General features: G+C 63.6%; 23 protein-coding genes. 9 read left to right on the top strand and 14 right to left on the bottom strand.

What is annotated here, in order from left to right:
• Nucleotides 1-105: 105 nt before the first annotated feature.
• The 5 genes from DEM27_RS10965 to mtnK are packed head-to-tail and all read right to left on the bottom strand — an operon-like array spanning nucleotide 106 to nucleotide 5,527.
• The gene (locus DEM27_RS10965; RefSeq protein WP_245445789.1) at nucleotides 106-1,230 is read right to left on the bottom strand and encodes a RuBisCO large subunit C-terminal-like domain-containing protein; all 1,125 of its coding nucleotides are present in this window, start codon (nucleotides 1,228-1,230) and stop codon (nucleotides 106-108) included.
• Nucleotides 1,230-2,231, bottom strand: coding sequence for a transketolase family protein (locus DEM27_RS10960; protein WP_109458280.1), 1,002 nt, complete (start codon nucleotides 2,229-2,231; stop codon nucleotides 1,230-1,232). Before DEM27_RS10960 ends, DEM27_RS10965 begins: the two co-directional genes overlap by 1 nt.
• 2 nt (nucleotides 2,232-2,233) lie before the next feature.
• Nucleotides 2,234-3,169, bottom strand: a complete 936-nt coding sequence (locus DEM27_RS10955; protein ID WP_109458279.1) for a transketolase — start codon at nucleotides 3,167-3,169, stop codon at nucleotides 2,234-2,236.
• A 4-nt stretch (nucleotides 3,170-3,173) separates the two neighbouring features.
• Nucleotides 3,174-4,268 carry an S-methyl-5-thioribose-1-phosphate isomerase gene (gene mtnA / locus DEM27_RS10950; RefSeq protein WP_109458278.1) on the bottom strand — a complete coding sequence of 365 codons (1,095 nt, stop codon included), beginning with the start codon at nucleotides 4,266-4,268 and terminating at the stop codon, nucleotides 3,174-3,176.
• Nucleotides 4,265-5,527 (bottom strand): S-methyl-5-thioribose kinase, encoded by a 1,263-nt coding sequence (mtnK, locus tag DEM27_RS10945; protein WP_109458277.1) that lies wholly within the window; start codon nucleotides 5,525-5,527, stop codon nucleotides 4,265-4,267. Before mtnK ends, mtnA begins: the two co-directional genes overlap by 4 nt.
• Before the next feature lie 146 nt (nucleotides 5,528-5,673).
• Between mtnK and DEM27_RS10940 the strand changes: the two genes are divergently transcribed.
• From DEM27_RS10940 to DEM27_RS10930, 3 genes are read left to right on the top strand one after another with little or no spacing between them, the layout of a single operon-like run.
• Nucleotides 5,674-7,182 carry a sugar ABC transporter ATP-binding protein gene (locus DEM27_RS10940; protein WP_109458276.1) on the top strand — a complete coding sequence of 503 codons (1,509 nt, stop codon included), beginning with the start codon at nucleotides 5,674-5,676 and terminating at the stop codon, nucleotides 7,180-7,182.
• Nucleotides 7,183-8,238, top strand: a complete 1,056-nt coding sequence (locus DEM27_RS10935) for an ABC transporter permease (RefSeq protein ID WP_109458275.1) — start codon at nucleotides 7,183-7,185, stop codon at nucleotides 8,236-8,238.
• Nucleotides 8,239-8,297: 59 nt separating this feature from the next.
• On the top strand, nucleotides 8,298-9,350 hold the full coding sequence (locus DEM27_RS10930) for a substrate-binding domain-containing protein (RefSeq protein WP_109458274.1): 1,053 nt from the start codon (nucleotides 8,298-8,300) through the stop codon (nucleotides 9,348-9,350).
• Between the two features lie 71 nt (nucleotides 9,351-9,421).
• On the opposite strand, the gene DEM27_RS10925 is transcribed toward DEM27_RS10930, so the two are convergent.
• The 8 genes from DEM27_RS10925 to DEM27_RS10890 all read right to left on the bottom strand — a co-directional run bounded on the left by DEM27_RS10925 (nucleotide 9,422) and on the right by DEM27_RS10890 (nucleotide 16,630).
• A complete protein-coding gene (locus DEM27_RS10925) occupies nucleotides 9,422-10,348 on the bottom strand; it encodes a carbohydrate kinase family protein (RefSeq protein WP_109458273.1) in 927 nt (308 codons plus the stop codon).
• A 78-nt stretch (nucleotides 10,349-10,426) separates the two neighbouring features.
• Nucleotides 10,427-11,116 carry an orotate phosphoribosyltransferase gene (locus DEM27_RS10920; RefSeq protein ID WP_109458272.1) on the bottom strand — a complete coding sequence of 230 codons (690 nt, stop codon included), beginning with the start codon at nucleotides 11,114-11,116 and terminating at the stop codon, nucleotides 10,427-10,429.
• A gap of 175 nt (nucleotides 11,117-11,291) precedes the next feature.
• Nucleotides 11,292-11,639 carry a DUF805 domain-containing protein gene (locus tag DEM27_RS10915; protein WP_109458271.1) on the bottom strand — a complete coding sequence of 116 codons (348 nt, stop codon included), beginning with the start codon at nucleotides 11,637-11,639 and terminating at the stop codon, nucleotides 11,292-11,294.
• A 137-nt stretch (nucleotides 11,640-11,776) separates the two neighbouring features.
• Complete coding sequence (pyrC, locus tag DEM27_RS10910) at nucleotides 11,777-12,817, bottom strand: dihydroorotase (RefSeq protein WP_109458650.1); 1,041 nt, start codon at nucleotides 12,815-12,817, stop codon at nucleotides 11,777-11,779.
• 93 nt (nucleotides 12,818-12,910) lie between these two features.
• Entirely contained in the window at nucleotides 12,911-13,534 is a 624-nt protein-coding gene (locus tag DEM27_RS10905; protein ID WP_109458270.1) for a nucleoside triphosphate hydrolase, read from the bottom strand.
• Nucleotides 13,535-13,536: 2 nt separating this feature from the next.
• Nucleotides 13,537-14,319 (bottom strand): ATP-binding cassette domain-containing protein, encoded by a 783-nt coding sequence (locus DEM27_RS10900; protein ID WP_109458269.1) that lies wholly within the window; start codon nucleotides 14,317-14,319, stop codon nucleotides 13,537-13,539.
• Complete coding sequence (locus tag DEM27_RS10895; protein WP_109458268.1) at nucleotides 14,319-15,401, bottom strand: ABC transporter permease; 1,083 nt, start codon at nucleotides 15,399-15,401, stop codon at nucleotides 14,319-14,321. The genes DEM27_RS10900 and DEM27_RS10895 overlap by 1 nt, the downstream gene beginning before the upstream one ends.
• A 203-nt stretch (nucleotides 15,402-15,604) precedes the next feature.
• Nucleotides 15,605-16,630 (bottom strand): sugar ABC transporter substrate-binding protein, encoded by a 1,026-nt coding sequence (locus DEM27_RS10890; protein ID WP_109458267.1) that lies wholly within the window; start codon nucleotides 16,628-16,630, stop codon nucleotides 15,605-15,607.
• Nucleotides 16,631-16,873: 243 nt separating this feature from the next.
• On the opposite strand from DEM27_RS10890, the gene DEM27_RS10885 reads away from it, so the two are divergent.
• The 4 genes from DEM27_RS10885 (at nucleotide 16,874) to DEM27_RS10870 (ending at nucleotide 21,208) form a co-directional block, all read left to right on the top strand.
• Nucleotides 16,874-18,124, top strand: coding sequence for an ROK family transcriptional regulator (locus DEM27_RS10885; RefSeq protein WP_109458649.1), 1,251 nt, complete (start codon nucleotides 16,874-16,876; stop codon nucleotides 18,122-18,124).
• A 122-nt stretch (nucleotides 18,125-18,246) separates the two neighbouring features.
• Nucleotides 18,247-18,474, top strand: a complete 228-nt coding sequence (locus DEM27_RS10880; RefSeq protein ID WP_109458266.1) for a hypothetical protein — start codon at nucleotides 18,247-18,249, stop codon at nucleotides 18,472-18,474.
• A 133-nt stretch (nucleotides 18,475-18,607) separates the two neighbouring features.
• On the top strand, nucleotides 18,608-19,312 hold the full coding sequence (locus tag DEM27_RS10875; RefSeq protein WP_109458265.1) for a Crp/Fnr family transcriptional regulator: 705 nt from the start codon (nucleotides 18,608-18,610) through the stop codon (nucleotides 19,310-19,312).
• Nucleotides 19,313-19,327: 15 nt separating this feature from the next.
• Nucleotides 19,328-21,208 (top strand): CHASE2 domain-containing protein, encoded by a 1,881-nt coding sequence (locus DEM27_RS10870; protein ID WP_109458264.1) that lies wholly within the window; start codon nucleotides 19,328-19,330, stop codon nucleotides 21,206-21,208.
• Here DEM27_RS10870 and DEM27_RS10865 read toward each other — a convergent pair whose 3' ends face one another.
• Nucleotides 21,209-21,847, bottom strand: coding sequence for a FecR family protein (locus DEM27_RS10865; RefSeq protein WP_245445787.1), 639 nt, complete (start codon nucleotides 21,845-21,847; stop codon nucleotides 21,209-21,211).
• Between the two features lie 181 nt (nucleotides 21,848-22,028).
• On the opposite strand from DEM27_RS10865, the gene DEM27_RS10860 reads away from it, so the two are divergent.
• Together DEM27_RS10860 and DEM27_RS10855 are read left to right on the top strand one after the other, a co-directional pair.
• Nucleotides 22,029-22,970, top strand: coding sequence for a tetratricopeptide repeat protein (locus DEM27_RS10860; RefSeq protein WP_109458263.1), 942 nt, complete (start codon nucleotides 22,029-22,031; stop codon nucleotides 22,968-22,970).
• 203 nt (nucleotides 22,971-23,173) lie between these two features.
• Nucleotides 23,174-23,929, top strand: coding sequence for a hypothetical protein (locus tag DEM27_RS10855; RefSeq protein WP_128755491.1), 756 nt, complete (start codon nucleotides 23,174-23,176; stop codon nucleotides 23,927-23,929).
• Nucleotides 23,930-23,933: the final 4 nt, after the last annotated feature.

The following is a 23,933-nucleotide window of genomic DNA, read 5'->3' as shown; positions in this document are numbered from 1 at the left end:
TCGGGTTTTGCCGCAGCAGGCGGTGGGGCGTACCGACATACATAGACCGGAGAACGGCCGTGGCAAACGGCAATCCTCCGGTCTCAAGAAGAGCCAGAACCCCTATCAGTCTTCGGCGCGCACCGCATCGACCAGCCGGCGGCTGGCGTCGGCGAGATTGTCCCGTTCGCGGATCAGCGCACCGCCGATGAGGTACATCACCCGGTCGCCATAGGCGTCGCGCATTTCGGGTACGCGGGCAAGGCTCATGCCGCCGCCCGGCGCCGGTACGATCGGCTTGTAGCCACCGAACTCCGCCTGGCAGCCGCGCACGATCGACTGGCATTCGGCCAGCGTGAAGCCGAAGCGGCCGCCGAAATTCGGATAGACCACGGCATCGACGCCCATCAGCCGCTGCAAGAGGCCGAAATAGAACCGATGCGAGAAACCGGTCGTCGGCGTGATCATGTTCGGCCCGGCAAAGGTCGGGTGCGAAACGATCGGCAGGCCGAAATCGGGATCGGCGGCGAGGCTGTGGATCACGTCGTAGCCGGCCAGCGCCGGTGCGATCATCACGCCGCCGGCGCCCTGTTCCTTGGCCATCCAGGCGCGTTCGAACAGCTTCATCGCCGGAGCGGTGATGTTCGGCACATAGGTGGCCTTGCCGCCGGTCTTGGCGTTCGCTTCGTTGACGCCGTCGACGCAGGCCTTCAGCCGCTCGGCGAAGGGCGAGGTGTGCTGGTCGGCCAGCCCGTGGTCGTCCTTGACGAAGTCCATGCCGCCGAGGGCGAAATCATGGGCCAGCTTGCCGAGTTCCTTGCTGGACAGGCCGACCGGCTTGATCGCCGACATCAGCAGCGGACCCTTGTCGACGCCGCAGAGCTCGCGCAGGCCCGGCATGCCGAAGCGTGGGCCGGCGCAGAGCGAAAGAATGCCGGGCGACAGCGTGATGTCCTCGACGCGGATGTTGGTCTTGATCGAGGAATTACCGAAGATGATGTTGAGCAGCTGCAGGAAATCGCCGCCGACATCGTCTTCGCTATAGGAGATGTCAGCGAAGAAACCGCCGCGGCCGTCGCTCGCCGGTTCCAGTCTTTCCAGCTTGCCGAGGATTTCGTCCTCGACGTAACCGGCCGGAACCGCATCGCGCGGGATCTCGACGGTCTGTTCCAGCGCGATGTCGAGCGCCCGCTGGCGGGCTTCCGCCTCGTCGTTGGCGCCGACCCAGTAGGTAACGGAAAAGCGTGTCATCACAGTGCCTCCGCCTTCTGTGCCGAATGCACGGTGTCGAGGCGCACGGCCTCCAGTTCGGCATCGTCGATATCGAGCGCCTTGCCCAGCACGTCGCCGATGGCCGCCACCAGGGCGCTGGCATCCAGCTTGTACTTCTTCATCAGGTAGGGTTTCGAGGCGCCGTGCGCGAAAGTGTCCTGCAGGCCGAGGCGGCGCAGTTTCACGCCCAGCCCTTCTTCGGCGAGGATTTCCGCCACCAGAGAACCGAGGCCGCCGTTGATCGTGTGGTTCTCCAGCGTCACGACACCCTTCTTGCCCCTGGCGGCCTTGATCAGGCCGTCACGGTCGAAGGGTTTCAGGGTCGAGACGTGCAGGTGGTGGATGCCGATGCCGCGGCTCTTCAACGGTTCGGCGGCGCGCAACGCTTCTTCCGTGCAGATGCCCGAGGTGACGACCAAAACGTCGTCGCCTTCGCTCAGCGTCCTGAGCTTGTTGAGTTCGAAGGGCGTCGAGAACAGGCGCGGCACCTCGCCGCGCAGCACGCGGACATAGACCGGGCCGTTGACGCTGTCAGCGACGTCGAGCACGGTTTCCACTTCGGTGGCGTCGCCGCATTCGAGGATCGTCATGTTCGGGATGGCGCGCATCACCGAGATGTCCTCGATCGCCTGGTGGGTGATGCCGCCCGGCGTGGCGATGCCCGGCAGGAAACCCATCATCCGCACCTTGCGGTTGGAATAGGCGATGGAATTGATCAGCTGGTCGTAAGGCCGGCGATAGAGGAACACCGAGAAGGTGTGGATGAAGGGGCGATAGCCCTGCATCGCCAGGCCGCCGGCAAAGGACAGCATGTTCTGCTCGGCCATGCCGAGCGACAGGAACTGCTCCGGGTGCCGGTCGCGAAAGCCGTCGACCTCGCAGGACGAGGTCAGGTCGGCGGACAGGCAGAGCACTTCGGGACGGGCCGTGGCGAATGTTTCGAACGCCTTGGCATAGGGACGGTTGACGATTTCGACCATGATCAGGCCCTCGCGATTTCGGCTTCGTCGACGCCCAGTTCGGCGGCGATGGCGGTCTGCATTTCCTGGCGTTCCTCGGCGGATTTGAAGCGCACGTAGTGCAGCCGCGGGAACCGCTTCTTGAGGAATTCCATGCCCTGGAAGGGCGAGGTGTTGGCGAGGATGATCAGCGGCTTGCCAGGCTCGGCGCTTTCGGCCGCCGTGCGGAAGGCGTCGAGGTCGTGCCCGTCGATGGAGCGGCAGGTGACGCCGAAGGAGGAGACGCGGGCCGGAAGATCGCCGAGGTCGAGCACCGAGGACATGGCTCCGTCGCATTGCTGGCGGTTGACGTCGACGACGACGCGGATGTTGTCGATGCCGTGGTAGCTCATTGCCGCCAGGCATTCCCACGTCTGGCCTTCCTGGAATTCGCCGTCCGACATGTAGACCCAGACCTTGCCGGGTTCGCCCTTCTTCTTGCGCGCCCAGGCGACGCCGGCGGCCATGGAGAGACCCTGCGCCAGCGAACCCGTCGTCACTTCCATGCCGGGGCTGTGCTCGGCGCCGATCATCTCGACCGAGCCGCCGTCACGGTTGAAATGGTCGAGCGCATGCTCGTCCATCCGGCCCATCTGGATGAGGGCGGAATAGATGACGAGGGCGTAGTGCGCCGGCGAGATGATGAAGCGGTCGTATTCCGGCGCGAAGGGGCCGTGGTAGCCGGCGCCGGTGAAGGCATCCGGATTGTGCGCCGAGGGCGCGCCGGCAAAGGGCAGCGGCACCTTGGGCAGCGTCGGTTCGCCGAGTTTCAGCGCTTCGTTGTAGAGAAAGGCGAGGCTTTCCGCCGCCGAGCAGGCCTGGCTCAGATAGCCGCCATTGTTGCGCATCGTATGCAGGAAGACGCGCTTGCGAATGCCGGCGGCGACGTCTTCCGTCTTCTGCTGGTTCGAGAGGGTCATGGGTTCAGCTCCGTTCGGGGAACATGTCTTTCAGGCCTTCGGGCGAGGCTTTTGCAATGCCGCGCTCGGTGATGAGGCCGGTGATCAGGCGGGCCGGGGTGACGTCGAAGGCCGGGTTGGCGGCCGGGCTGCCCTCCGGCGAGACGCGCACCGTCGAAATCGAGCCGTCGCCGTTGCGCCCCTGCACGAAGGTCACCTCGTCGCTGTTGCGCTCCTCGATCGGGATTTCCCTGACGCCGTCATGCACCGTCCAGTCGATGGTCGGCGAGGGCAGGGCGACGTAGAAGGGCACGTTGTTGTCCTTGGCGGCGAGCGCCTTGAGGTAGGTGCCGATCTTGTTGCAGACGTCGCCGTTCGCCGTGGTGCGGTCGGTGCCGACGATCACCATGTCGACGTCGCCATGCTGCATCAGGTGGCCGCCGGCATTGTCGACGATCAGCGTGTGCGGCACGCCGTGGCCGTTCATCTCCCAGGCGGTCAGCTGGGCGCCCTGGTTGCGCGGGCGGGTCTCGTCGACATAGACGTGGACCTTGATGCCGTCCTCGACCGCCATGTAGATCGGCGCGGTGGCGGTGCCGTAATCGACGGTCGCCAGCCAACCGGCATTGCAATGGGTGAGGATGTTCACCGGCTCGCCCGGCTTCTTGCGGGCGGCGATCTCGCGGATCACCTTCAGGCCGTTGGCGCCGATCGAGCGGTTGAGCTGGATGTCTTCCTCGGCGATTTCGCCGGCCTTTTTGTAGGCGGCTGCGGCGCGGTCGGACACCGGCACCTTGCGCAGGAACGTGCGCATCTCGTCCAGCGCCCAGCGCAGGTTGATGGCGGTCGGCCGGGTTTCGTGCAGAACCTCCCAGACGGCGTCCAGCGCTTCGTCGCTCGCATCCGAGAGCATGGCGATGGCGACGCCGTAGGCGGCGGTGACGCCGATCAGCGGCGCGCCGCGGATCCACATGTCGCGGATGGCGACGGCGACATCGTCGAGGGTTTTCAGCGTCACGACGCGGAATTCGTGGGGCAGCCAGCGCTGGTCGATGACGTCGACGGAACGGCCGTCTTCGTTCAGCCAGATGGTGCGGTAGTGGCGATCTCCGACTTTCAAGCGACTATCTCCTGTTCGAGCCGTTCGGCCAGCGCATTGATCTCAGCCACGCTGTGGATCTTGCGGCGGTTGACGGCGAGGTGGCGCCCGAGCTTGAGCGCCTTGGTTTCGCAACGGGCGCGTTGGTCGGCGTCCGCGATGGTTTCAAAATCGGCATTGTGGGCGAGGCCGAGGATGCGGCGGTGCATCTCGACACCGGCAAACCCGAGCATGTCGACCCAGATCGATTGCAGCACTTCATCGAGGGCCTGTTCAGCGCCCAGGCTGTCGCCGCGGTCTTCGAAGAGGGCGGCCTGGTAGAGAATGCCCTTGCGCTCGTTGCGCCACAGGCGGGCGAATTCGTCGCGGAAGACATCCCAGATATCGATGACGACATCGAGCAGGTATTCGCGCATGCTCTCGCGGTCGCCGTCCTTTTCATGGCCGGATTGCGAAAAATAGGCCATCCAGAAATTGGCCAGCAGCATGCCGACATCGAAGGCCATTGGCCCGTAGAAGGCGAATTCCGGATCGATGACCTTGGTTTCCTGCGGCGTGACCATGACGGAACCGGTGTGCAGGTCGCCGTGCAGCAGCGTCTCGGCATTGGCGGCGAACAGGTGCTTCAGCCGCTGCGCCTCGACCTTCAGGTCGCGGTCGGCGCGCAGCTCCGCGACGATGCCGTCGAGCTGCGGCGTCGTATGGTGGTTCAGCTTGGCTTCGTAATAGGGATCGGAGAAGACGAGGTTTTCGGTGATGTCGCAGAGTTCGACATTGTCTGCAAACAGCGCCACGTCTTCCTTGCGCTTGCGCGTCTCCATCGCAAGGTCGGAACCGCGAAACAGCGTGCGCGCCAGGAACAGCCCGAGATCGGAGGCGATGCGCGGCAGCTGCTGGCCTTCGATCAGCGCGCGGCGCAGGATGATGTGCGGCGTCAGGAATTCCATGACGATAATCGCCTGTTCGCGATCGAAGAACAGCACGTCCGGCACCATGCCGGGATCGCGCTCCGCCTGGCGCACCAGCGCATGATATTCGAAATAGGACCGCTTCAGCGGCAGCGGCCAGCTCTCGCCGACGAGACGCACATAAGGCAGCGCCTGCTTGACGATGACGCTGCCCCTGGAGCCCTCGACAATGAAGACGAGGTTCAAATTGCCGTCGCCGACTTCGCGTACCTTCCAGCTGCCGGTGTCTTCGCCGATACGATCCGTGAGGGCCTGGTTGCTGCCGAGGCGCACCGGCAGCGTCTCGGCATTCAATGCCTCGAATACGCTCATTTGTCTTATTCCTCCCGTCGTGGCATGCGGCAATCGGGGACGCGGCACGCCTTGATATTTCTTTTCGTAGGACAGCATTCTGTCAAATGTCAATGGGCTTGACATTTGATTAGATGCCGTCCTAGATGACGATACGGGAGGAGCATATGGTGCAAGAGGCGGTTTTCCGCGTAGACGATCTGCGCAAGTCGTTCGGGCCGGTCCAGGTGTTGGGCGGCGTCGATCTGGAGTTGCGTGCCGGTGCGGTCACCGTGCTCATGGGTGCCAATGGTGCCGGCAAATCCACGCTCGTCCGTATCGTCAGCGGCGTCTATGACCGGGATGCGGGCCGTATCACGCTGGCCGGCAAGGATTTTGCGCCCTCGACCCCCGCCGAGGCCATTCGAGCCGGCGTCGTCACCGTGCACCAGAACATCAATGACGGCGTCGTCGCCGATCTCGATGTCGCGACGAACCTGACGCTCGATCGCCTGAACGGCAAGGGCGCCCCCTTGATCTTCAATCCCCGCCGCGTCCGTCGCGAGGCCAAGGCCGTCGCCGACCGCATGGGGCTGAGCATCGATCTTTCCGCCAGCATCACCGATCTTTCGCTTGCCGACCGGCAGATGGTGGCGATTGCCCGCGCCATGGCGCATGAGCCGAAGGTGTTGATCCTCGACGAGCCAACCTCCTCGCTGTCATCGGCCGAAGCCGACCGGTTGTTCGAGGTAGTCGAGCGCCTGCGCGCCCGCGGCGTCGCCATACTTTATATATCGCATCGCATGTCCGATATCCGCCGGCTGGCCGATACCATCGTCAGCCTGCGCGACGGCCGCATCACCGGTGTCTTCGAAGGTCCGGAGCTGGATTACGAAGGTGCCGTCAACGCCATGCTCGGCAAGAAGGTCAGCGCCGGCGAAATCGTCGTGCAGACGGCCACGGCGCCCGTGCTCAAGGCGGAAAACCTGCAGCTGGCGGCCAATTCCCGGCCCTTCTCCCTGACGCTCGGCGATGGCGAGGTGGTGGTCATCACCGGTCTCGTCGGCGTCGGCAAGACCGCTCTGGCCGAAACCCTCTTCGGCGCCCGCCAGCCCGCCGGCGGCGCCATGACGCTGGATGGCAAGGCATACGCGCCGAAGACGACCCGCCAGGCCATCGAAAAGGGCGTTTTCCTGGTCGCCAAGGACCGCGGCGAAAACGGCATCGTGCCGGGTTTTAATATTTATGAAAACATCAGCCTGCCCTTCCTGAAACGCATCTCGAATTTCGGCGTCACCAATCGCCGTGGCGAACGCAATCTCGCCCGCACGCAGATTGCCTCGCTCGGTGTCGTCTGCCGCAGCGAGCGCGACGAGATGAACACGCTGTCGGGCGGCAACCAGCAGAAGGTCATGGTCGGCCGCTGGCTGACGCAGGCCTCGCGGATGCTGATCCTCGACGAACCCTTCCAGGGCGTCGACATCGCCGCCCGGCGCGACATCGCAGCCAAGCTCAGGGCATCGGCAAACGGCCGCGCGACGCTGGTCTTCCTGACCGAGCTCGACGAGGCCTTCGAGATTGCCGATCGCATTCTGGTGATGTCGGAACAAACGATCGTCGGCGAGCATCGCAATGCCGGCATCAACGTGGATAAGCTTCTGGCCGAAATTGCCGGTCAGCATCAGATGGTTGGTTGAATGAGTATGGAACAGTCGAAGACTTCGGTCACCGTGACGAATACGGCGCAGACGGCGCCGGGCATGTCGGCACGCGAAATCGCCATCAAATACGGCTTCCTCGTCCTGCTGCTCGGCCTCATCCTGTTCTTCTGCATCTCGACGAACGGCTTCGCTTCGCCGCAGAGCGCCGTCTTCATCCTGCAGTCGGTGTCGATCACCGGCATCCTGGCGCTCGGCGTCACGGCGACGCTGGTCGTCGGCGGTTTCGACCTGTCGATCGGCTCCGTCGCCACGACGGCGATGATGGCCTCGTCCTACGTCATGGTGGTGATGGGCGGCGATGCCTTGACGGCGACGCTGGTCTGCATCCTCATCGGCATCGTCGTCGGCCTGATCAACGGTTTCCTGATCGTCTACATGCGTGTGCCCGACCTGCTTGCCACGCTCGGTATGATGTTCCTGCTCGTCGGCCTGCAGCGCATTCCGACCGAAGGTCGCTCGATCGCCACCGGCATGTCGCTGCCGGACGGAACGGTCGCCAACGGCACCTTCTCGCCCGCCTTTCTGGCGCTCGGCCGCCATCGCTTCGATCTCATCCTGCCGAACCTGCTGCCGGTGTCGGTGGTGGTGCTGATCGTGCTCGCCATCCTGATCTGGTTCTTCCTCGAATATACCCGCTTCGGCCGCATGATGTATGCCGTCGGTTCGAACGAGCGGGCGGCGGCGCTGGCCGGTGCGCCGGTCAATTCCTACAAGATCAGCGCCTATGTGATCTCGGGCGTCTTCGCCTCGATCGGCGGCATCCTGCTCGCCGCCCGCCTTGGCCGCGGCGACATCGCCTCGGGCAACAACCTGCTGCTCGATTCCGTCGCCGCAGCGCTCATCGGTTTTGCCGTGCTCGGCGCCGCCAAGCCGAATGCCTTCGGCACCGCCATCGGCGCCCTCTTCGTCGGCGTGCTGCTGCAGGGCCTGACGATGATGAATGCGCCTTATTATACCCAGGACTTCGTCAAGGGCGGTGTCCTGGTGGTTGCCCTCGTCTTCACCTTCGCGCTGTCGCAGCGCAAACGCTAAGGCGGGAAGAGGCCTCAAGGAACTATCAACAAACAGAACGTCTAATGTGGAGGAGCCCTATGACGATTACGCGCAGACTGCTTGGAAAACTGACACTCGGCCTCATCGGCGCTTCGGCGCTGGGCGGCGTCGCTTTCGCCGCCGACATGCCGGCTCCCTTCGACAAGCCCGGCGACGTGAAGATCGCCCTGGTGCGTTACCTGTCGACCGGTGACTTCTTCCAGTCCTACCTCGCCGGCGTCGAAGCCCAGGCAAAGGCGCTCGGCGTCGACCTGCGCGTGCTCGACAGCCGCCAGGATGCCGCCCTGCAGGCCGACATGGTCGACCAGGCGATCGCGCTCGGCGTCCAGGGCATCATCATCCAGCATGGCCTGACGGAATCGATGAAGGAAGCGGCACAGCGCGCCGTTGACGCCGGCATCAAGGTCGTCGCCTTCGACGTCAACGTCGAGAACGACAAGATCCCGCAGATCGAGCAGTCCGACCGTGACCTCGCCCGCCTCGCTCTCGAGCAGGCGATCAAGGACAACGGCGAAAGCTGGAAGGCCGGTTACGTCTACGTCGCCGGCATCGCGCCGCTCGACCGCCGCGACGAGACCTGGAAGGAATTCAAGAAGAAGTATCCGGGCATCAACGAAGCCGCGATGTTCGGCACGATGGACAACCCGATCGCCAACTCGGTCGCCAACCAGGCCCGTTCGGTGGTTTCGGCCAACCCCGACATCACCGTGATGTTCGCGCCTTATGACGAATTCGCCAAGGGCGTGAAGATCGCCGTCGACGAAGCCGGCCTGTCTTCCAGCGTCAAGATCTATTCGGCCGACATCTCGACCTCGGATATCGCCGCCATGCGCGAACCGGGTTCGGCTTGGGCTGCGACGGCTGCAACCAATCCGGCCGTCGTCGGCCAGGTTTCCGTCCGTGCGCTCGCCATGCTGCTCGCCGGCGAAGATCCGGGCAAGAGCGTCATCGTTCCGCCGACGCTGATCACCCAGAAAGACCTGATCGACAACGATATCAAGAGCATGGAAGAACTCGGCGCCAAGCTGCCGCAATTCGCCCACGCCGACGTCGCCATGCCGGCCTGGATGCCGAACCCGAACGCCAAGTAAGACTTTTCCCAGGAGACAATTTTCCCAGGAGACTTGGGGCGGCCTTCGGGCCGCCTTTTTTTGTTGGAAGCTTAAAGCCCGATCTCGCGGGCGAAGGGCGGATTGGCGCCGGCGCGGGAAACGGTGACGGCGGCGGCCTTGGCACCGAGGGCAAGCGCCTGACGGACAGCGTCTTCGGAAAGTGCCGCCACTTTGGCCTTGGTCAGCAGATCCTGCATTTTCAGCGATGCGAGAATGCCGGCGTCAAAGGTATCGCCGGCCCCGACCGTATCGACGACGGTGACGCGTTCGCTGGGCACCGACACCTTGAAGGATGCCGTATAGCCCGTCGCCCCCTCGGCACCGCGCGTCAGCACCACGAGTTTGGCGCCCTGCTTCAGCCAGTGGGTTGCCAGCGCATCATGATCGCCTTCGAGGCCGAACCAGTCGAGGTCTTCGTCGGAAAACTTGATGATGTCGGACATCGCCGCCATGCGACGCATGCGCTCGAGGTGTTTCGGCTTGTCCTTGATGAAGCCCGGGCGGATATTGGGATCGAAGGAGATGACGCGCTTCCGGTGCTCGCGGCTCATCAGCGCTTCATAGGTACTGCCGCACGGTTCCGGGATCAGGCTGATGGCGCCGAAATGCATCGCCTCGCAATCCTCGCCGAGGGCAGGCAGGTCGGCCTCGGTGATCAACCGGCCGGCGGTGCCTTCGTCGTAGAAGGCATAGGTCGCCTGGCCATTGACCAGCTTGACGAAGGCGATGGTCGTCGGACGGCCGGAGATGGCGCAGAAGCTGGAATCGACATTGCTGGCCGCCAGCGTCTCGCGCAGGATGTCGCCCATCATGTCGTCGGAAAGGCCGGTGAAGAAGCCGGTCTCGATGCCGAGGCGGCCGAGCGCGATCGCCGTGTTGAAGATGGCGCCGCCGGCATAGGGGGCAAAGCCCTTTTCACTGAGCGTCGTTTCGCGCGGCAGCATGTCTATCAGCGCCTCGCCACAGCAGATGATCATTCCCGCCTCCCGTTCATGCCGTCATTCAATCGATTTAATTTATTTGCATGCCGAAAGCCAGCAGGATTTCGGCCGGCGTTACAGTGTGCTGACGCCGCCGTTGCGGCCCGACCAGGCGAGCGGCGCATCGAGGAAGGCTTCGACCTCCTTCAGCGTCTTGTCGTCGAACAACGCCTTGCTGCGCGCGGCAGCGAGCACGTCGCGCCAGGTGGCGATATGGTGCAGGGCCACGCCGCCGGTCTCGAAGCGGGCGACGGCTTCAGGGAAGATGCCGTAATAGAACAGCGCGATGCCGTGCTCGACAACGCCGCCGGCAGCGCGAATGGCATCAATGAAGTTGAACATGCTGCCGCCCGCCGTCGTCAGGTCCTCGATGACCAGCACGCGGGCGCCTTCAGGCATATGGCCTTCGATCTGGGCGTTGCGGCCATGGCCTTTCGGCTGCTTGCGCACGTAGATCATCGGCAGGCCGAGCCGTTCGGCCAGCAGGGCGGCAAAGGGAATGCCCGCTGTTTCGCCGCCGGCGATGACGTCGAACTGCTCGAAGCCGGCGTCGCGCAGCAGCGTGCTGGCGGCGAAGTCCATGATCGTCGAGCGGATGCGCGGATAGGAGAGCAGCTTGCGGCAGTCGATATAAACCGGGCTCATCATGCCGGAGGACAGCTTGTAAGGCTTGTCGGCGGCAAAATGCACCGCCTTGATCTCCCAGAGCATCTTCGCCATCAGTTCGGCCATCACGGCACGTTCGGGGAAAATCGTCTGGAACATCGGCGCTCTCCTTCGTCTGGTTCCGTTGCGCATAGCAGGTGACGCAGGAGGTTTCCAGCCGCAAGAGCGGGAATTTATCGTCTCTCAGGCCCGCAGGAGCAGACGCCCAAACGTCAGGCAGATGCGGTGCGAACCGCATCTGCTGAAAACGGGTTCGGATGGAACGCCGTCAGCTTCAGGCCGGCGGCGGGCCGAAACGGTTGTCGCCGGGCTGGCTTGGCTGCACGAAGAAATAGATCAGCACGATGAAGCCGATCAGCGGAACGAAAGCGATCAGCAGCCACCAGCCGCTCTTGTCGATATCGTGAAGGCGACGCACGCCGACGGCAATGCCGGGAAGCAACAGCGCGAGCGAGACGAGTGCACCGACCGCCTGGATGCCGAGCGCGGCATCCACACCGGCTGCGACGATGCTGACGATGATGTTGAAAAGGACGAACCACCAATATTCGGAACGGCTGGCGCGGCCCGAGAAAACAACATATTTTGAAAGAGCGGAGCTTACGGCTTCAGTAAAGGACATATTTTCCCCCTAAGCGAAAACAATCGATTTTCCCCACGGCGATACTATTCGCATCGTCGTGGATTGCCAGAGGGAAACGTGTATGGGTCCAAAAATATTCTTGCGTGCCGGTGAAATTATCTGCGGCTCGACCGGCCTCAGCCTTCAACACACCAGTGCAGCGGAAACATCGGATCGAAAACCGTGACGGGACCGGCACCGGTCTCTATCCTGGCCGGAAACGAGACGGCGTCCGCGTGCCGCCGCAAGGTGATCTTTTCCTCGTTGGCCGGCAAGCCGTACCAGGCCGGACCGTTCAGCGAGGTGAAGGCCTCCAGCCGGTCGAGCGCGCCATCCTCTTCGAAGACGTGTGCCAGGCAACTCATCGTGTTGATCGAGGTGTAGATGCCGGCGCAACCGCAGGCGCATTCCTTCAGCGGATCGACATGCGGGGCGGAATCGGTGCCGAGGAAGAAACGGGCGTCGCCGGAGGTGGCGGCGGCCCGCAATGCCAGGCGGTGGTTTTCGCGTTTGGCGACCGGCAGGCAATAATAATGCGGCTTGATGCCGCCGACCAGGATGGCGTTGCGGTTGATGATCAGGTGATGCGTGGTGATCGAACCGGCGAGATTGCTTCCGGCCGATTTGATGTAGTCGACGCCGTCGGCCGTCGTCACATGCTCCATGGTGACCTTGAGTTCGGGAAGGCGCTTGCGCAGCGGATCGAGCACGGTGTCGATGAACACGGCCTCGCGGTCGAAGATATCCACCTCAGGCGTCGTCACCTCGCCATGGACGCAGAGCGGCAGGCCGATCTTCGCCATGCGCTCCAGCACCGGCATCGCCTTTTCGATATCGCGTACGCCGCCGTGGGAGTTGGTCGTGGCACCGGCGGGATACAGCTTCACGGCGGTGATCAGGCCGCTCTTCCTGCCGTCTTCGACGTCGTCGGGGCTGGTGTGTTCGGTGAGATAGAGCGTCATCAGCGGTTCGAAACGGTCGCCTTTCGGCAGTGCGGCCATGATCCGCTCGCGATAGGCGCGGGCGTCGGCCGTCGTCACCACCGGCGGCACCAGGTTCGGCATGATGATGGCACGGGCGAAATGCCGGCTGGTATCGCCGATCACGCCTTCCAGCATGGCGCCGTCGCGCAGATGCAGGTGCCAGTCGTCGGGGCGGCGGATGGTGAGTTCGGTGATCGGCGTGGTCATGATGTCGGCTCCGGCTCTGTCGTCCGGTTCCGATACCATCAAGACGGCCCGCTTCACAACAATGGATCGCCGCCCGAGCGGTCAGAATATCTCGATGCGGATATCGGCGGCCCGGGAGTTTTCGGTGATGCGTTTGCCGTTCGGCAGGTCGTTGCCGTAGAGCTTCCACTGGATGGCCTGTTCGTCGAGCCCGTAGAAGACCCAGCGTTCGCGCAGGCGGCTCTCCAGCACGTCATAGGCGGGACCGACGAAGATCGAAAAATCGAAACGGCCGTCGAGCTTCGACCAGGGCGCTTCATCGAGCAGCAGGTAGTTGCCCTCGACCAGCACGAAACGCGTTTCCGGCGCCACGGCGCGGGCCGAGGCGATGGCGATCTCGCGGGAGCGGTCGAACACCGGCACCAGCACCTCCTCGTCGGCGCGGCGCACCGCTTCGAGGATATCGAGAAAGCCGCGGACGTCAAAAGTTTCCGGGGCGCCCTTGCGCGGTAGCAGTCCGCGGGCTTCCAGGATGCCGTTGTCCATGTGGAAGCCGTCCATCGGCAGCACTTCGGCGGTTTCGCCGGCGGCGACAAGCGCTTCGCGCAAGGCATCGGCAAGCGTCGACTTGCCGGCACCGGGCGGGCCGGCGATGGCGACGATGAAGCGCGGAGCATCGCCGCTGCGGCGGAGGATCTCCGCCGCGATCTCTGGTACGGATGTCATTCTCAGGCTGCCATGGCTTCCGGTGGCGGGGTCTTTGCGCCGGTCATGAAGGCGACCGCGTCCGACATCGTATAATCCTTCGGATTGATGACGCAAAGCCGCTTGCCGAGACGATGGATGTGGATGCGGTCGGCGACTTCGAAGACATGCGGCATGTTGTGCGAGATCAGCACGATCGGCAGGCCGCGCGAACGCACGTCGAGGATCAGCTCCAGCACGCGCCGGCTTTCCTTGACGCCGAGCGCTGCCGTCGGCTCGTCGAGGATGATCAGCTTCGAGCCGAAGGCGGCGGCGCGTGCCACCGCCACGCCCTGGCGCTGGCCGCCGGACAATGTTTCCACCGCCTGGTTGATGTTCTGGATGGTCATCAGCCCCAGTTCGGAGAGTTTGTCGCGGGCGATCTTTTCCATCGCCGCATGGTCGAGCATGCGAAAAACCTTGCCGAGCGGCCCGGATTTGCGGATCTCGCGGCCGAGGAACATGTTGTCGGCGATGGAGAGCGCCGGCGACAGGGCCAGGTTCTGGTACACTGTCTCGATGCCGGCCTTGCGGGCCTCGATCGGCGAGCGGAAGTTCACCACCTCGCCGTCGAGACGGATCTCGCCTTCGTCGGGCCGGATGGCGCCGGAGATCGCCTTGATCAGCGAGGATTTGCCGGCGCCGTTGTCGCCGATGACGGCGAGGATTTCGCCCTTGTGCAGGTCGAAATCGGCATTGTCGAGGGCTGTCACCCGGCCGTAGCGCTTGACGATGCCGCGGGCGGTGAGAATGGGTTCGGAAGCCATCAGCCTGCTACCTTTCTGATCCACTGGTCGATTGCGACGGCGGCGATGATCAGCACGCCGATCAAGAGATAGGTCCATTGCGGGTCGGTGCCGATCAGGCGCAGGCCGAGCTGGAAGACGCCGACGATCAGCGCCCCGAACAGCATGCCCATGATCGAGCCGCGTCCGCCGAACAGAGAGATGCCACCGATCACCACCGCAGTGATGGATTCGATGTTGGCGAACTGGCCGGCGGTCGGCGAAACGGAGCCGATGCGGCCGATCAGGGCCCAGCCCGCCAAGGCGCAGATCAGGCCGGAAAGCACGTAGACCGACATCAGCATCTTCTTGACGTTGACGCCGGCGAGTTCCGCCGCATCCGGGTCGTCGCCGACGGCATAGACGTGGCGGCCCCAGGCGGTCTTGTTCAGCACGTACCAGAGGCCGATGGACAGGAGCACCATGGCGATGACGCCGTAGGTGAAGACGGCGTTGCCGATGCGGATATTGGCGCCGAAGATCTGCAGGAGCGGCGCGGTGGTGCTGATATCCTGTGCGCGGATCGTCTCGTTGGCGGAATAGAGGAAGTTGGAGGCGAGCACGATCTGCCACATGCCGAGCGTGACGATGAAGGGCGGCAGCTTCATGCGCGCCACCAGCCAGCCGTTGACGAAACCGCACAGCGCGCCGACGCCGAAGCCGCAGAGGATGGCGATCTCGACGGGCATGCCGAGACGGAAGACGAACTGGCCCATGACCACCGACGACAGCACCATGATTGCGCCGACGGACAGGTCGATGCCGGCGGTCAGGATCACCAGCGTCTGCGCCGCCCCGACGATGCCGGTGATGGCCACCTGCTGCAGGATCAGGGTCAGCGAGAAAGCCGAGAAAAACTTCGTGCCGAGGATCGAACCGAAGATGATGATCGACAACAGGAGCACGATCAGCGGCACGCCGGCCGGATGAGAATGCAGGAAATGCTGCAGTTTCTGAATGGCTGTCTTGTCGTCGGTATCGAACGATGCGAGTTGCCGCGAACTGTCGCTCAGGACCTTCTCGAACTCCTGGGCTGGCTGCGAAACTGCTGTCGGCTCGCTCATGAAAGCTCCTCCCGCCTCATAAACCGTTGTTTTTATGATGGGCTCCTCTTCCCATCCCTGCTTTTTCATAGGACGCGCCGGTCACGGTGCGCCATGGCAGGACGGGAAGTCTGCTCACGGTTCAGGCGTTTTGTCAAAATGAAAGGTGGCGGCGAAAGAGGGGGCGGGCAGGCCGCCCCCAGTGAAAAGGCCGCAAGCCGGGTTTAGCCCCAGCACTTGTCCGTGCCGACCTTGGTGTCGATCGATTCGACACCGCTGACCGGCTTGTCGGTGACCAGCGAAACGCCGGTGTCGAAGAAGTCCTTGCCTTCGGTCGGCTTCGGCTTTTCGCCGCTGTCGGCGAACTTCTTGATCGCCTCGACGCCGAGCGCTGCCATCAGCAGTGGATATTGCTGCGACGTTGCGCCGATAATGCCGTCGGCAACGTTCTTGACGCCGGGGCAACCGCCGTCGACCGAAACGATCAGCACGTCCTTCTCGCGGCCGACGGCCTTCAGCGCTTCATAGGCGCCGGCAGCAGCCGGTTCGTTGATGGTGTGCACGACGTTGATGGTCGGGTCCTTCTGCAGCAGGTTTTCCATGGCGGTACGCCCGCCTTCTTCGTTGCCGTTGGTGATGTCATGGCCGACGATGCGCGGATCGTCCTCGTCGCCGATCTTGTTCGGATCCTTCGGGTCGATGCCGAAGCCGATCATGAAGCCCTGGTCGCGCAGCACGTCGACGGTCGGCTGCGACGGCGTCAGGTCGAGGAAGGCGACCTTGGCGTCCTTGGTCTTGTCGCCCAGCGTTGCCGCCGCCCACTGGCCGATCAGCTTGCCGGCGAGCAGGTTGTCGGTGGCAAACGTCGCGTCGGCGGCATCGGCCGGCTCCAGCGGCGTGTCGAGCGCGATGACCAGCAGGCCGGCCTCGCGGGCCTTCTGCACCTGCGGCACGATGCCCTTGGTGTCGGAGGCGGCGATCAGAATGCCCTTGGCACCGTCAGCGATGCAGGTTTCGATCGCGGCCACCTGGCTTTCGGAATCGCCGTCGATCTTGCCGGCGTAGGATTTCAGCGTCACGCCCAGTTCCTGCGCCTTGGCGGTCGCACCCTCCTTCATCTTCACGAAGAAGGGATTGGTGTCGGTCTTGGTGATCAGGCAGGCGGAAACGTCGGCGGCTTGCGCCGGTGCGACGAAGGCGACGCCCAGAGACAGGGCACCGAAAGTGGCCGAAAGCAGCGTTTTTTTCATGAACTCCTCCCAAGAGTTTTTGAGGCCGGCATCCCGGCAAATGTCGTGTCGCACAGTCCGCAGGCGGGCCTGGATCAGGACTCGTCCAGACCTCCTCCGATCAGGATCTCTGCTCCACGCCGCAATTTAGAGCATTCGAAATCCGGCCTGTCAATAAATAAATCCAATTGAATTATTAATTCGTTGTGGCATTGTTGCGGAAAATAATGCACTGGCGGCAAGCCAATGCGGGAGGAAAAATTCATGTCGTCGCTGGAGGATGGTCTCGCCATATCCTCGCCCCTGCCGGTGCTCGATCCGACCGGCGGCGCCAACCAGGTGCGGGTGCGCGCCTATAACGAGCGGCTGGTCCTGTCGCTCGTCCGCCGTCACGGCAGCCAGTCGAAGGCCGAGATCGCCAGACGCACCGGGCTTTCGGCGCAGACGGTGTCGGTGATCATGCGGTCGCTGGAAAAGGACGGGCTGCTCATCCGCGGCGCGCCGGTGCGCGGCCGGGTGGGACAGCCGTCGATCCCGCTGCATCTCAATCCGGACGCGGTCTATTCCTTCGGCGTCAAGATCGGCCGGCGCAGCGCCGACCTGGTGCTGATGGATTTCGTCGGCCGCATCCGGCTGCAGCTGCACCAGACCTATGCCTATCCGCTGCCGCAGGAGATCATGGGGTTCATCACCTCCGGTATCCGCGACCTGGAACGCCAGATGACCGGCGAGCAGCGCCGGCGGCTGGCCGGCATCGGCATCGCCGCCCCGTTCGAATTGTGGAACTGGGCGGAAGAGGTGGGCGCGCCGGCCGGCGCCATGGACAGCTGGCGGTCGTTCAACCTGCAGGCGGCGGTTTCCGCCGTCGTCCCCTATCCGGTCTTCCTGCAGAACGATGCGACCAGCGCCTGCGGCGCGGAGCTGGTCTTCGGAGTCGGGCCGTCCTATCCGGATTTCGTCTATTTCTTCATCGGCTCGTTCATCGGCGGCGGCGTGGTGCTGAATTCTGCCCTGTTCGTCGGCCGCACCGGCACGGCCGGCTCGGTGGGATCGCTGCCGGTGCGCGGCGGGGGCGGGGAGACGAAGCAGCTGCTGGAGGTCGCCTCGATCTTCGTGCTCGAAAATATGCTGCGCCAGCGCGGCCTCGATCCGCAGCCGCTCTGGTATTCGGCCGACGACTGGATCGATTTCGGCGAGCCGCTGGAAAGCTGGATCGAGGAGGCGGCCACCGCGCTGGCCCAGGCGATCGTTTCGGCCGCGTCGATCATCGATTTTTCCGCCGCCGTCATCGATGGCGGCTTTCCGGCCTGGGTACGCTCGCGGCTGGTGGCGGCGACCGTGCGGGCGGTCGGGCGTCTCGACCTGCAGGGTGTCATCATGCCGGAATTGCTGGAAGGCGCGGTCGGCGCGCAGGCGCGGGCGATCGGGGGTGCTTGTCTGCCGATCTTTGCCCGCTATCTCCTCGATCAGAACGTGCTTTTCAAGGAAATCGAGAGCGGCAGCGAACCGGGGTGACCGGTCGGGCGGCGATGGTCAGGGGTCGGTTCCCGCGGGAACAGCCGGCTGCCGCTCGAATCTGACAGAGAGGAGCCAGGGCAAAATACGCCCTTTGGCCACCGATCGAAGGAAACGGCTTCATGCGCCTGCTGCTGACTGCTGCCATGATTACCGCCGCCGCGCTGGCATTGACCGCGCCGGATAGCCCCGGGCGCTTCCTCCAGGCGCTGTTCGGTCATGCCGGCAGCGAGATCCGCGTCGATGCCGATGCCAGCTTCCACGCGCCGACCGCCTGCGAGACCCGCACGCTCGACAGGCGGGAAACGGCCGCAGGTGCTGCAAAAACCCGTGTGCGCGTCTGCAGCTGAGCGGAAGACGCCCCCAAGTCGATGCCCGGACTGGGATAAGCATGTTTTCTGTTGCAACATGCGAGCGACTGGGCAAAAACTTCTTTCCGCATATCCAGTCCTTGCGAACGCGGCAACAGGCGGAAAGAGTCCCATGAGTGAAGTGAACAAGAGTCCCGCCTTCTGGCGTTCCTTCCCGATTTTCGAAGAGTTCGACAAGGAAACGATCGCCGAAATCGCGGCCATCGCCACCTATCGCAAATGGTCGCCGGGAACGGTGATCTTCCAGCGCGGCGACGAAGGCAATTACATGATCGCCATCTTCAACGGCCGGGTGAAACTGTCGCTGATCACGCCGCAGGGCAAGGAACTGGCGATCCGCCACATGGAACCCGGCACGATTCTCGGCGAAATGGCGATCCTCGACGGCGAGCCGCGATCCGCCGATGCCACGGCCGTCACCGCGACGGAAGGTTATGTGCTCGCCAAGCGCGACCTGCTGCCGATCATCACCGAAAGGTCCGAAACGGCCGAGACGGTCATCCGCTTCCTCTGCGCCCGCATCCGCGAAACCACCGAGCGGCTGGAAACCATGGCGCTCTACGATCTCGATTCCCGCGTCGCCCGCTTTTTCCTCGCAACGCTGAAGCAGATCCACGGCATGGAACTGCCCGATCGCGCCAACCTGCAGATGGAGCTCAGCCAGACGGAAATCGCCGCCATCGTCGGTTGCAGCCGGCCGAAGATGAACCGGGCGATCGTTTCGCTGGAGGAGGCAGGCGCGATCTCCCGCAAGGACGGCATCATCTCCTGCCATGTCGACCGGCTCATTCGGGTTGCCGAACCTGATGAGGCATAGTTTCGCAGCCACGCCATGGCGATAAGTCCCTTTCGCCTCAGACCCCTGCATTTCGGCATCGCGGCAAGCCTGCTGGCGGCCTTTGCGGTGTTTGCCGTTCCCCAGGAAATGATGGAGGCCCAGCGCGAGCTTTTCTTCGACACCCTCACGCAACTGGCGCCGCAGCATGTCTCGCCCGACATCGTTGCCGTCGATATCGACCGCGCCGCTTATCAGGCCGCGCCGAACGCCGACTGGAACCGCAGCGAAACGGCGGCGCTGGTGCGCACGCTTGCCGAGGCCAAGCCGGCGGCGATCGGTTTCGATCTTGTCTTCAGCGGCGATTGCGATCCGGTCAATGCCACGAACCAGGTGCTGGCGGCGGCGATGCGGCAGGCACCGGTGGTGCTGGGTTTCCTGATCGCCGACATCGCCAGGGATATGCCGCGCCCCCGACCGCCGCTGGCCATCAGCCGGCCATTGGCGGTTCCCGACCTCTGGTTCATCGACGGGGCGGAAAGCTCCTGCCCGGTGCTTGCCGAGGCGGCCCGGTCCACCGCCGCCAATTTTCTCGTCGGCGACGAGGATTCCAAGGTGCGCCAGGTGCAGGCCTTCTCGATCATCGGCAACGACGCCTATCCGGCGCTGGCGCTCGAAATCTTCCGCCTGGCCCGGCATGTGCGCACGCCGATCCTCGGCGGCGATCCGCCGCGGCTGAAACTCGACGACACGATCATCGATTTCAGCGACGACGGCAGCCTGCGTTTCGTCGCCGGACAGGAAGCGACGATTTCCGGCCGGACGATATCCGCCGGCGACATCATCGGCGGAAAGGTGCCGGCGGAGCGGCTTGCCGGCAAGGTGGTGCTGATCGGCTCCAGCCTGCCGAGCCTCGGCGGCCTCCGCGCCAGCGCCTCGATGCCGCTCGAACCGTCGCTGCAGATCCATGCCGACATCGTCAACGCTCTGATGACCGGCTTCATTCCCAAGCGTGACGACAGCTACGTGCCGTTCGAAGCGCTGGCGGCGTTGATCTGCGGCCTTGTCGTCACGCTGGTGGCGATCCGCCTGCGCCCGGTGACGGCCGCTGCCGCCGGGGCCGCCGCCATCGTCGCCGTGCTCGGGGGAACGTTTGCGCTCTACATCACGACAGCCATTCTGGCCGACGGTTTCCGGCTGACGCTGGCGCTCGCTTTCGTGCTGGTCGTCACCAGCGTTGCGCAGTTTGCTCATATCCGCCGTGTCGAGGCGCTGGCGCGCCGGCGGTTCGGCCAATACCTGCCGCGCTCGGTGGTTGATCGTTATCTCGACAATCCCGATCTGGCGCGTGTCGCCGGCGAGGAGCGCCCGGTGACGGCGCTGTTCACGGATATCGAGGGATTTACCGCCCTGACGAAGCGTGTCGGGCCGCACGACCTCGTCGCCATGCTCGATACCTATTATTCCGAGGTCAATGCGCTGGTCGCCGATCATGGCGGCATGGTCGACAAGATCGTCGGCGATGCCGTCCATGCGCTTTTCAATGCACCGGAAGATCTCGACGACCACGTCAACCAGGCGATCCGCTGCGCCGCAGAGATGCGTCGGCTGACGGAGGAGATGCGCACGCGGCCGCGCTTTCGCGACCATGATTTCGGCCGGACGCGCTTCGGCATCGAGACCGGTATCGCCGTGCTGGGCGAGGTCGGGCATGGCGGCAAGCTGGATTACACCGCCCATGGCGAGGCGATCAACCTCGCGGCCCGGCTGCAGGACGCCAACAAGTTCCTGGGCACGCAGATTTGCATCGGGCCGCAGGCGGCCGGGCAGGCGTCGAGCAAACTGGTCAGTCTCGGCACACACGAAATCCGCGGCTTCGGCGAGATGGAACTGTTCAGCCCCGAGCCGCCGAAACGGCTGCCGGCCACAGAAGCCTGATCAGCGCGCGCCGACCAGCGCATAGGCCTCGCGGATGCGCTGCTTGCCCCAATCGACGGGTTCGCTCGGCCGCGCATCCACGGAAGCGATTTCCACACCCTGTCCCTTGCCCACTTCGCGGGTCGTGCCGCCATTGGTGACGGCGACCTTGCCGTGTTCGACGAAAACCGCGAAACGGCCGCGGCTCGGCCCGGCGAAAAACTTCGTGCCGCGCACGCCGATCATGCCGAAAGTGGTGCGCACGCTGACATCGATCTTGGCAAGACCCTCAGGACGATCGAACATCATGGCGCCGGCGCCGAGTTCCAGCGTGCCGCCCTGTCCGGCGATGAAGCTGTCGATCAGAAGCTCCGTGTCGCCGCCGAGCAGCACACGGGTATCGCTGCCGAGCTTCAGGTCGGCAAAGCTCTCGGCTGCGGTGACCACGAGGTCGTTGTCCATCAGTGGCGCGCCGGCCGCAAGGCGGTCCTCCGCCTTCTGCTGGCGCCTCGTCACCTCGCCGCTGACCTTGACGGTCTCGCCGATTGCCGAAGCATGGGCCGGCGTCCAGGCAGGCAGGAGCGCCATGGCGCCTGCGCCCACCATCAACGTGCGACGCGTGAGGAGTGTCACTGTACGCTGTGCATATTTCATCGTCATTCTAACCCCCGCCGCTTGTTTTGCGCCACGATACTTCGGTCGCACCCGAGTGCAAGCTCGAACTGCCCGGCATCTTAGGATGTTCTAAAACATTTTCGAGCCGGCGGCTGTCCCTCAGGGAACAACTTCGCAGGTTGATACGTTGTTAAATCCGGACACATCAACATAACGGAGAAAAGCAATGTCCGCCGGTTTCGCCCATTTCGCATCGCATTCGAAGGCTTGCTTCTCGCGCGCCGCTGGTGTCGGCGCGGTGATGGTGGCGGCGTTGGCCGCCTCCGTCAGCATGGCGCATGCAGCCCCATCCGCCAGCCAGGACGATTGCGATCGCCTTGCCGGCAGCCGCTACGACATCAACCGCAACATCGCCTTCAAGCCCGTCGAGGAAGCGGCGCTGAAGAGTGGCGAAGATGCCGTGAACGCTTGCCGCGTTGCTTTCTCCGAAACCGGCAGTCCCCGCTTTTCGTTCCAACTCGGCCGTGCCCTCGACAATCGTGGTGACGTCGCCGATGCGATGAAGGCCTATGCCGCAGCGGCGGAAGACAATTATACCATCGCCAAGGTGCATCTCGGTTTCCTCTACGGCCGCATGGGTGACGCAGACCAGGAATTTGCGCTGTTCAACCAGGCCGCAAACGATGGCAATGCGCTGGGTGCCTACAATCTTGCGGTCCTCTATCGCGACGGCATCGGCACGCAGGTCGATGCCGCGCAGGCCATCCGCTGGTTCGAGGATGCTTCCGCCAAGGACTATGGCCCGGCTGCCTATAATCTCGGCGTGATCTACGACGAAGGCAACCTGGTGCCGGAAGACAATGCCCGTGCGATCGAATGGTACAAGATCGCCGTCGCCAAGGGCCAGGTGGACGCCATGGTCAATCTCGCCTTGATGTACGAGGGCGGCGAAGGCACGCAGTCGAACCTGATGGCCGCCGCCGACCTCTATCGCAGCGCTGCCGAAAAGGGCGACCAGTACGCCGCCCAGAAATTCGAAACGATCGGTGCGATGATCGCGGCCCTGAAGGAACAGCAGCAACAGATGCAGGCCAGCAGCGGCGCCGATATGCCCGCCATCGACCCGGAAGCCGTGGGTTCGATCTCGAAGGACGACACGGGCATCTGATCACCCGTTGTTCTCACGCAAAAGCAATCGCGGCGGAGGATTTGCCTCTGCCGCGATTGCTTTTGCGTGATGCGTGATCCCCGGAAGCGCCTGCTTCCGTCCGATGCGGCGTCGGCGACATCGGATATTGCCCCAAAATTAGACGTCTCAAAAGTGCGACTACTACGCAAGATTGATTGCAAGATCAAAGCATTGCAGGAACAATGCCACACCATTCACGCGATGGTCGGACACTGCGGATTTCGCAAAATTCTCCAGGCTGCGACGCGCTCGCGGCAGGAAACCGTGCGTCCGCGAGTCGGTGCGACCGTCAAGCCGGGTTTGAGCTTTCTGGACGTTTCGAGAGGTCTGCAGGGAACATGAAAGAAACATTGGCGATCAACGAAATACTTGGTTACACCACCACGACGGCGCGGCGTCGCGCCTTCTTCAATTTTTCCACCCTGATCTATTGCACGGGGGAAGCAACCTTCTTTCTGCTGGTCAACGAGTTCCGCAAGACCGGCAAGAAGCGGCAGGCGATCTTTCTGAAAGAAGCCTATCTCGAAGAAAAGGATTTTGGCGTTGCGGTGAATACCTTCGTCGCCGGTGGGCTCAATATCAAGGGAGCTGCTTTCGACCGCAAAGCTTTTGGCAAGTCCGTCATCGATCAGGTGGACAGCGTCGGACGCACCAGTGTCGACAAGATCAAAAGGGGCGGCCTGATCAATTTCATCGGCGGCAAGCTCGGCCGTGACGCGACCGGCATCCACCCCGATATTTTTGACGAACTTCTTGATATGGCAGCCGTGGATCTGAGCGGCAATATGGGCGCCAACCAGCAGGTCTATGGCTCGGCCGGGAAATTCAAGCCCAACGGCTCCTACCAGCCAAATCCGAAATTCCAGCAGCATCTTCCGGCATTCCGGACCAAGCTGGAGGCATTGAAGTTCGATACGGCTTCTCTCGGGATATTCTGAGCCG

This window comes from Rhizobium album, assembly GCF_003122325.1.
GTDB classification, from domain to species: domain Bacteria; phylum Pseudomonadota; class Alphaproteobacteria; order Rhizobiales; family Rhizobiaceae; genus Metarhizobium; species Metarhizobium album.
Note: the sequence above shows the minus strand (reverse complement) of the source record. Positions and strands in the feature narration are given on the sequence as shown.

Bases quoted from the DNA above. Each gene is read 5' to 3' on its own strand.
- DEM27_RS10965 (WP_245445789.1), bottom strand. From the start codon at position 1,230: ATGACACGCTTTTCCGTTACCTACTGGGTCGGCGCCAACGACGAGGCG.
- DEM27_RS10960 (WP_109458280.1), bottom strand. From the start codon at position 2,231: ATGGTCGAAATCGTCAACCGTCCCTATGCCAAGGCGTTCGAAACATTC.
- DEM27_RS10955 (WP_109458279.1), bottom strand. From the start codon at position 3,169: ATGACCCTCTCGAACCAGCAGAAGACGGAAGACGTCGCCGCCGGCATT.
- mtnK (WP_109458277.1), bottom strand. From the start codon at position 5,527: ATGAGCGTATTCGAGGCATTGAATGCCGAGACGCTGCCGGTGCGCCTC.
- DEM27_RS10940 (WP_109458276.1), top strand. From the start codon at position 5,674: ATGGTGCAAGAGGCGGTTTTCCGCGTAGACGATCTGCGCAAGTCGTTC.
- DEM27_RS10935 (WP_109458275.1), top strand. From the start codon at position 7,183: ATGAGTATGGAACAGTCGAAGACTTCGGTCACCGTGACGAATACGGCG.
- DEM27_RS10930 (WP_109458274.1), top strand. From the start codon at position 8,298: ATGACGATTACGCGCAGACTGCTTGGAAAACTGACACTCGGCCTCATC.
- DEM27_RS10925 (WP_109458273.1), bottom strand. From the start codon at position 10,348: ATGATCATCTGCTGTGGCGAGGCGCTGATAGACATGCTGCCGCGCGAA.
- DEM27_RS10920 (WP_109458272.1), bottom strand. From the start codon at position 11,116: ATGTTCCAGACGATTTTCCCCGAACGTGCCGTGATGGCCGAACTGATG.
- DEM27_RS10915 (WP_109458271.1), bottom strand. From the start codon at position 11,639: ATGTCCTTTACTGAAGCCGTAAGCTCCGCTCTTTCAAAATATGTTGTT.
- DEM27_RS10905 (WP_109458270.1), bottom strand. From the start codon at position 13,534: ATGACATCCGTACCAGAGATCGCGGCGGAGATCCTCCGCCGCAGCGGC.
- DEM27_RS10900 (WP_109458269.1), bottom strand. From the start codon at position 14,319: ATGGCTTCCGAACCCATTCTCACCGCCCGCGGCATCGTCAAGCGCTAC.
- DEM27_RS10895 (WP_109458268.1), bottom strand. From the start codon at position 15,401: ATGAGCGAGCCGACAGCAGTTTCGCAGCCAGCCCAGGAGTTCGAGAAG.
- DEM27_RS10890 (WP_109458267.1), bottom strand. From the start codon at position 16,630: ATGAAAAAAACGCTGCTTTCGGCCACTTTCGGTGCCCTGTCTCTGGGC.
- DEM27_RS10885 (WP_109458649.1), top strand. From the start codon at position 16,874: ATGTCGTCGCTGGAGGATGGTCTCGCCATATCCTCGCCCCTGCCGGTG.
- DEM27_RS10880 (WP_109458266.1), top strand. From the start codon at position 18,247: ATGCGCCTGCTGCTGACTGCTGCCATGATTACCGCCGCCGCGCTGGCA.
- DEM27_RS10875 (WP_109458265.1), top strand. From the start codon at position 18,608: ATGAGTGAAGTGAACAAGAGTCCCGCCTTCTGGCGTTCCTTCCCGATT.
- DEM27_RS10870 (WP_109458264.1), top strand. From the start codon at position 19,328: ATGGCGATAAGTCCCTTTCGCCTCAGACCCCTGCATTTCGGCATCGCG.
- DEM27_RS10865 (WP_245445787.1), bottom strand. From the start codon at position 21,847: ATGACGATGAAATATGCACAGCGTACAGTGACACTCCTCACGCGTCGC.
- DEM27_RS10860 (WP_109458263.1), top strand. From the start codon at position 22,029: ATGTCCGCCGGTTTCGCCCATTTCGCATCGCATTCGAAGGCTTGCTTC.
- DEM27_RS10855 (WP_128755491.1), top strand. From the start codon at position 23,174: ATGCCACACCATTCACGCGATGGTCGGACACTGCGGATTTCGCAAAAT.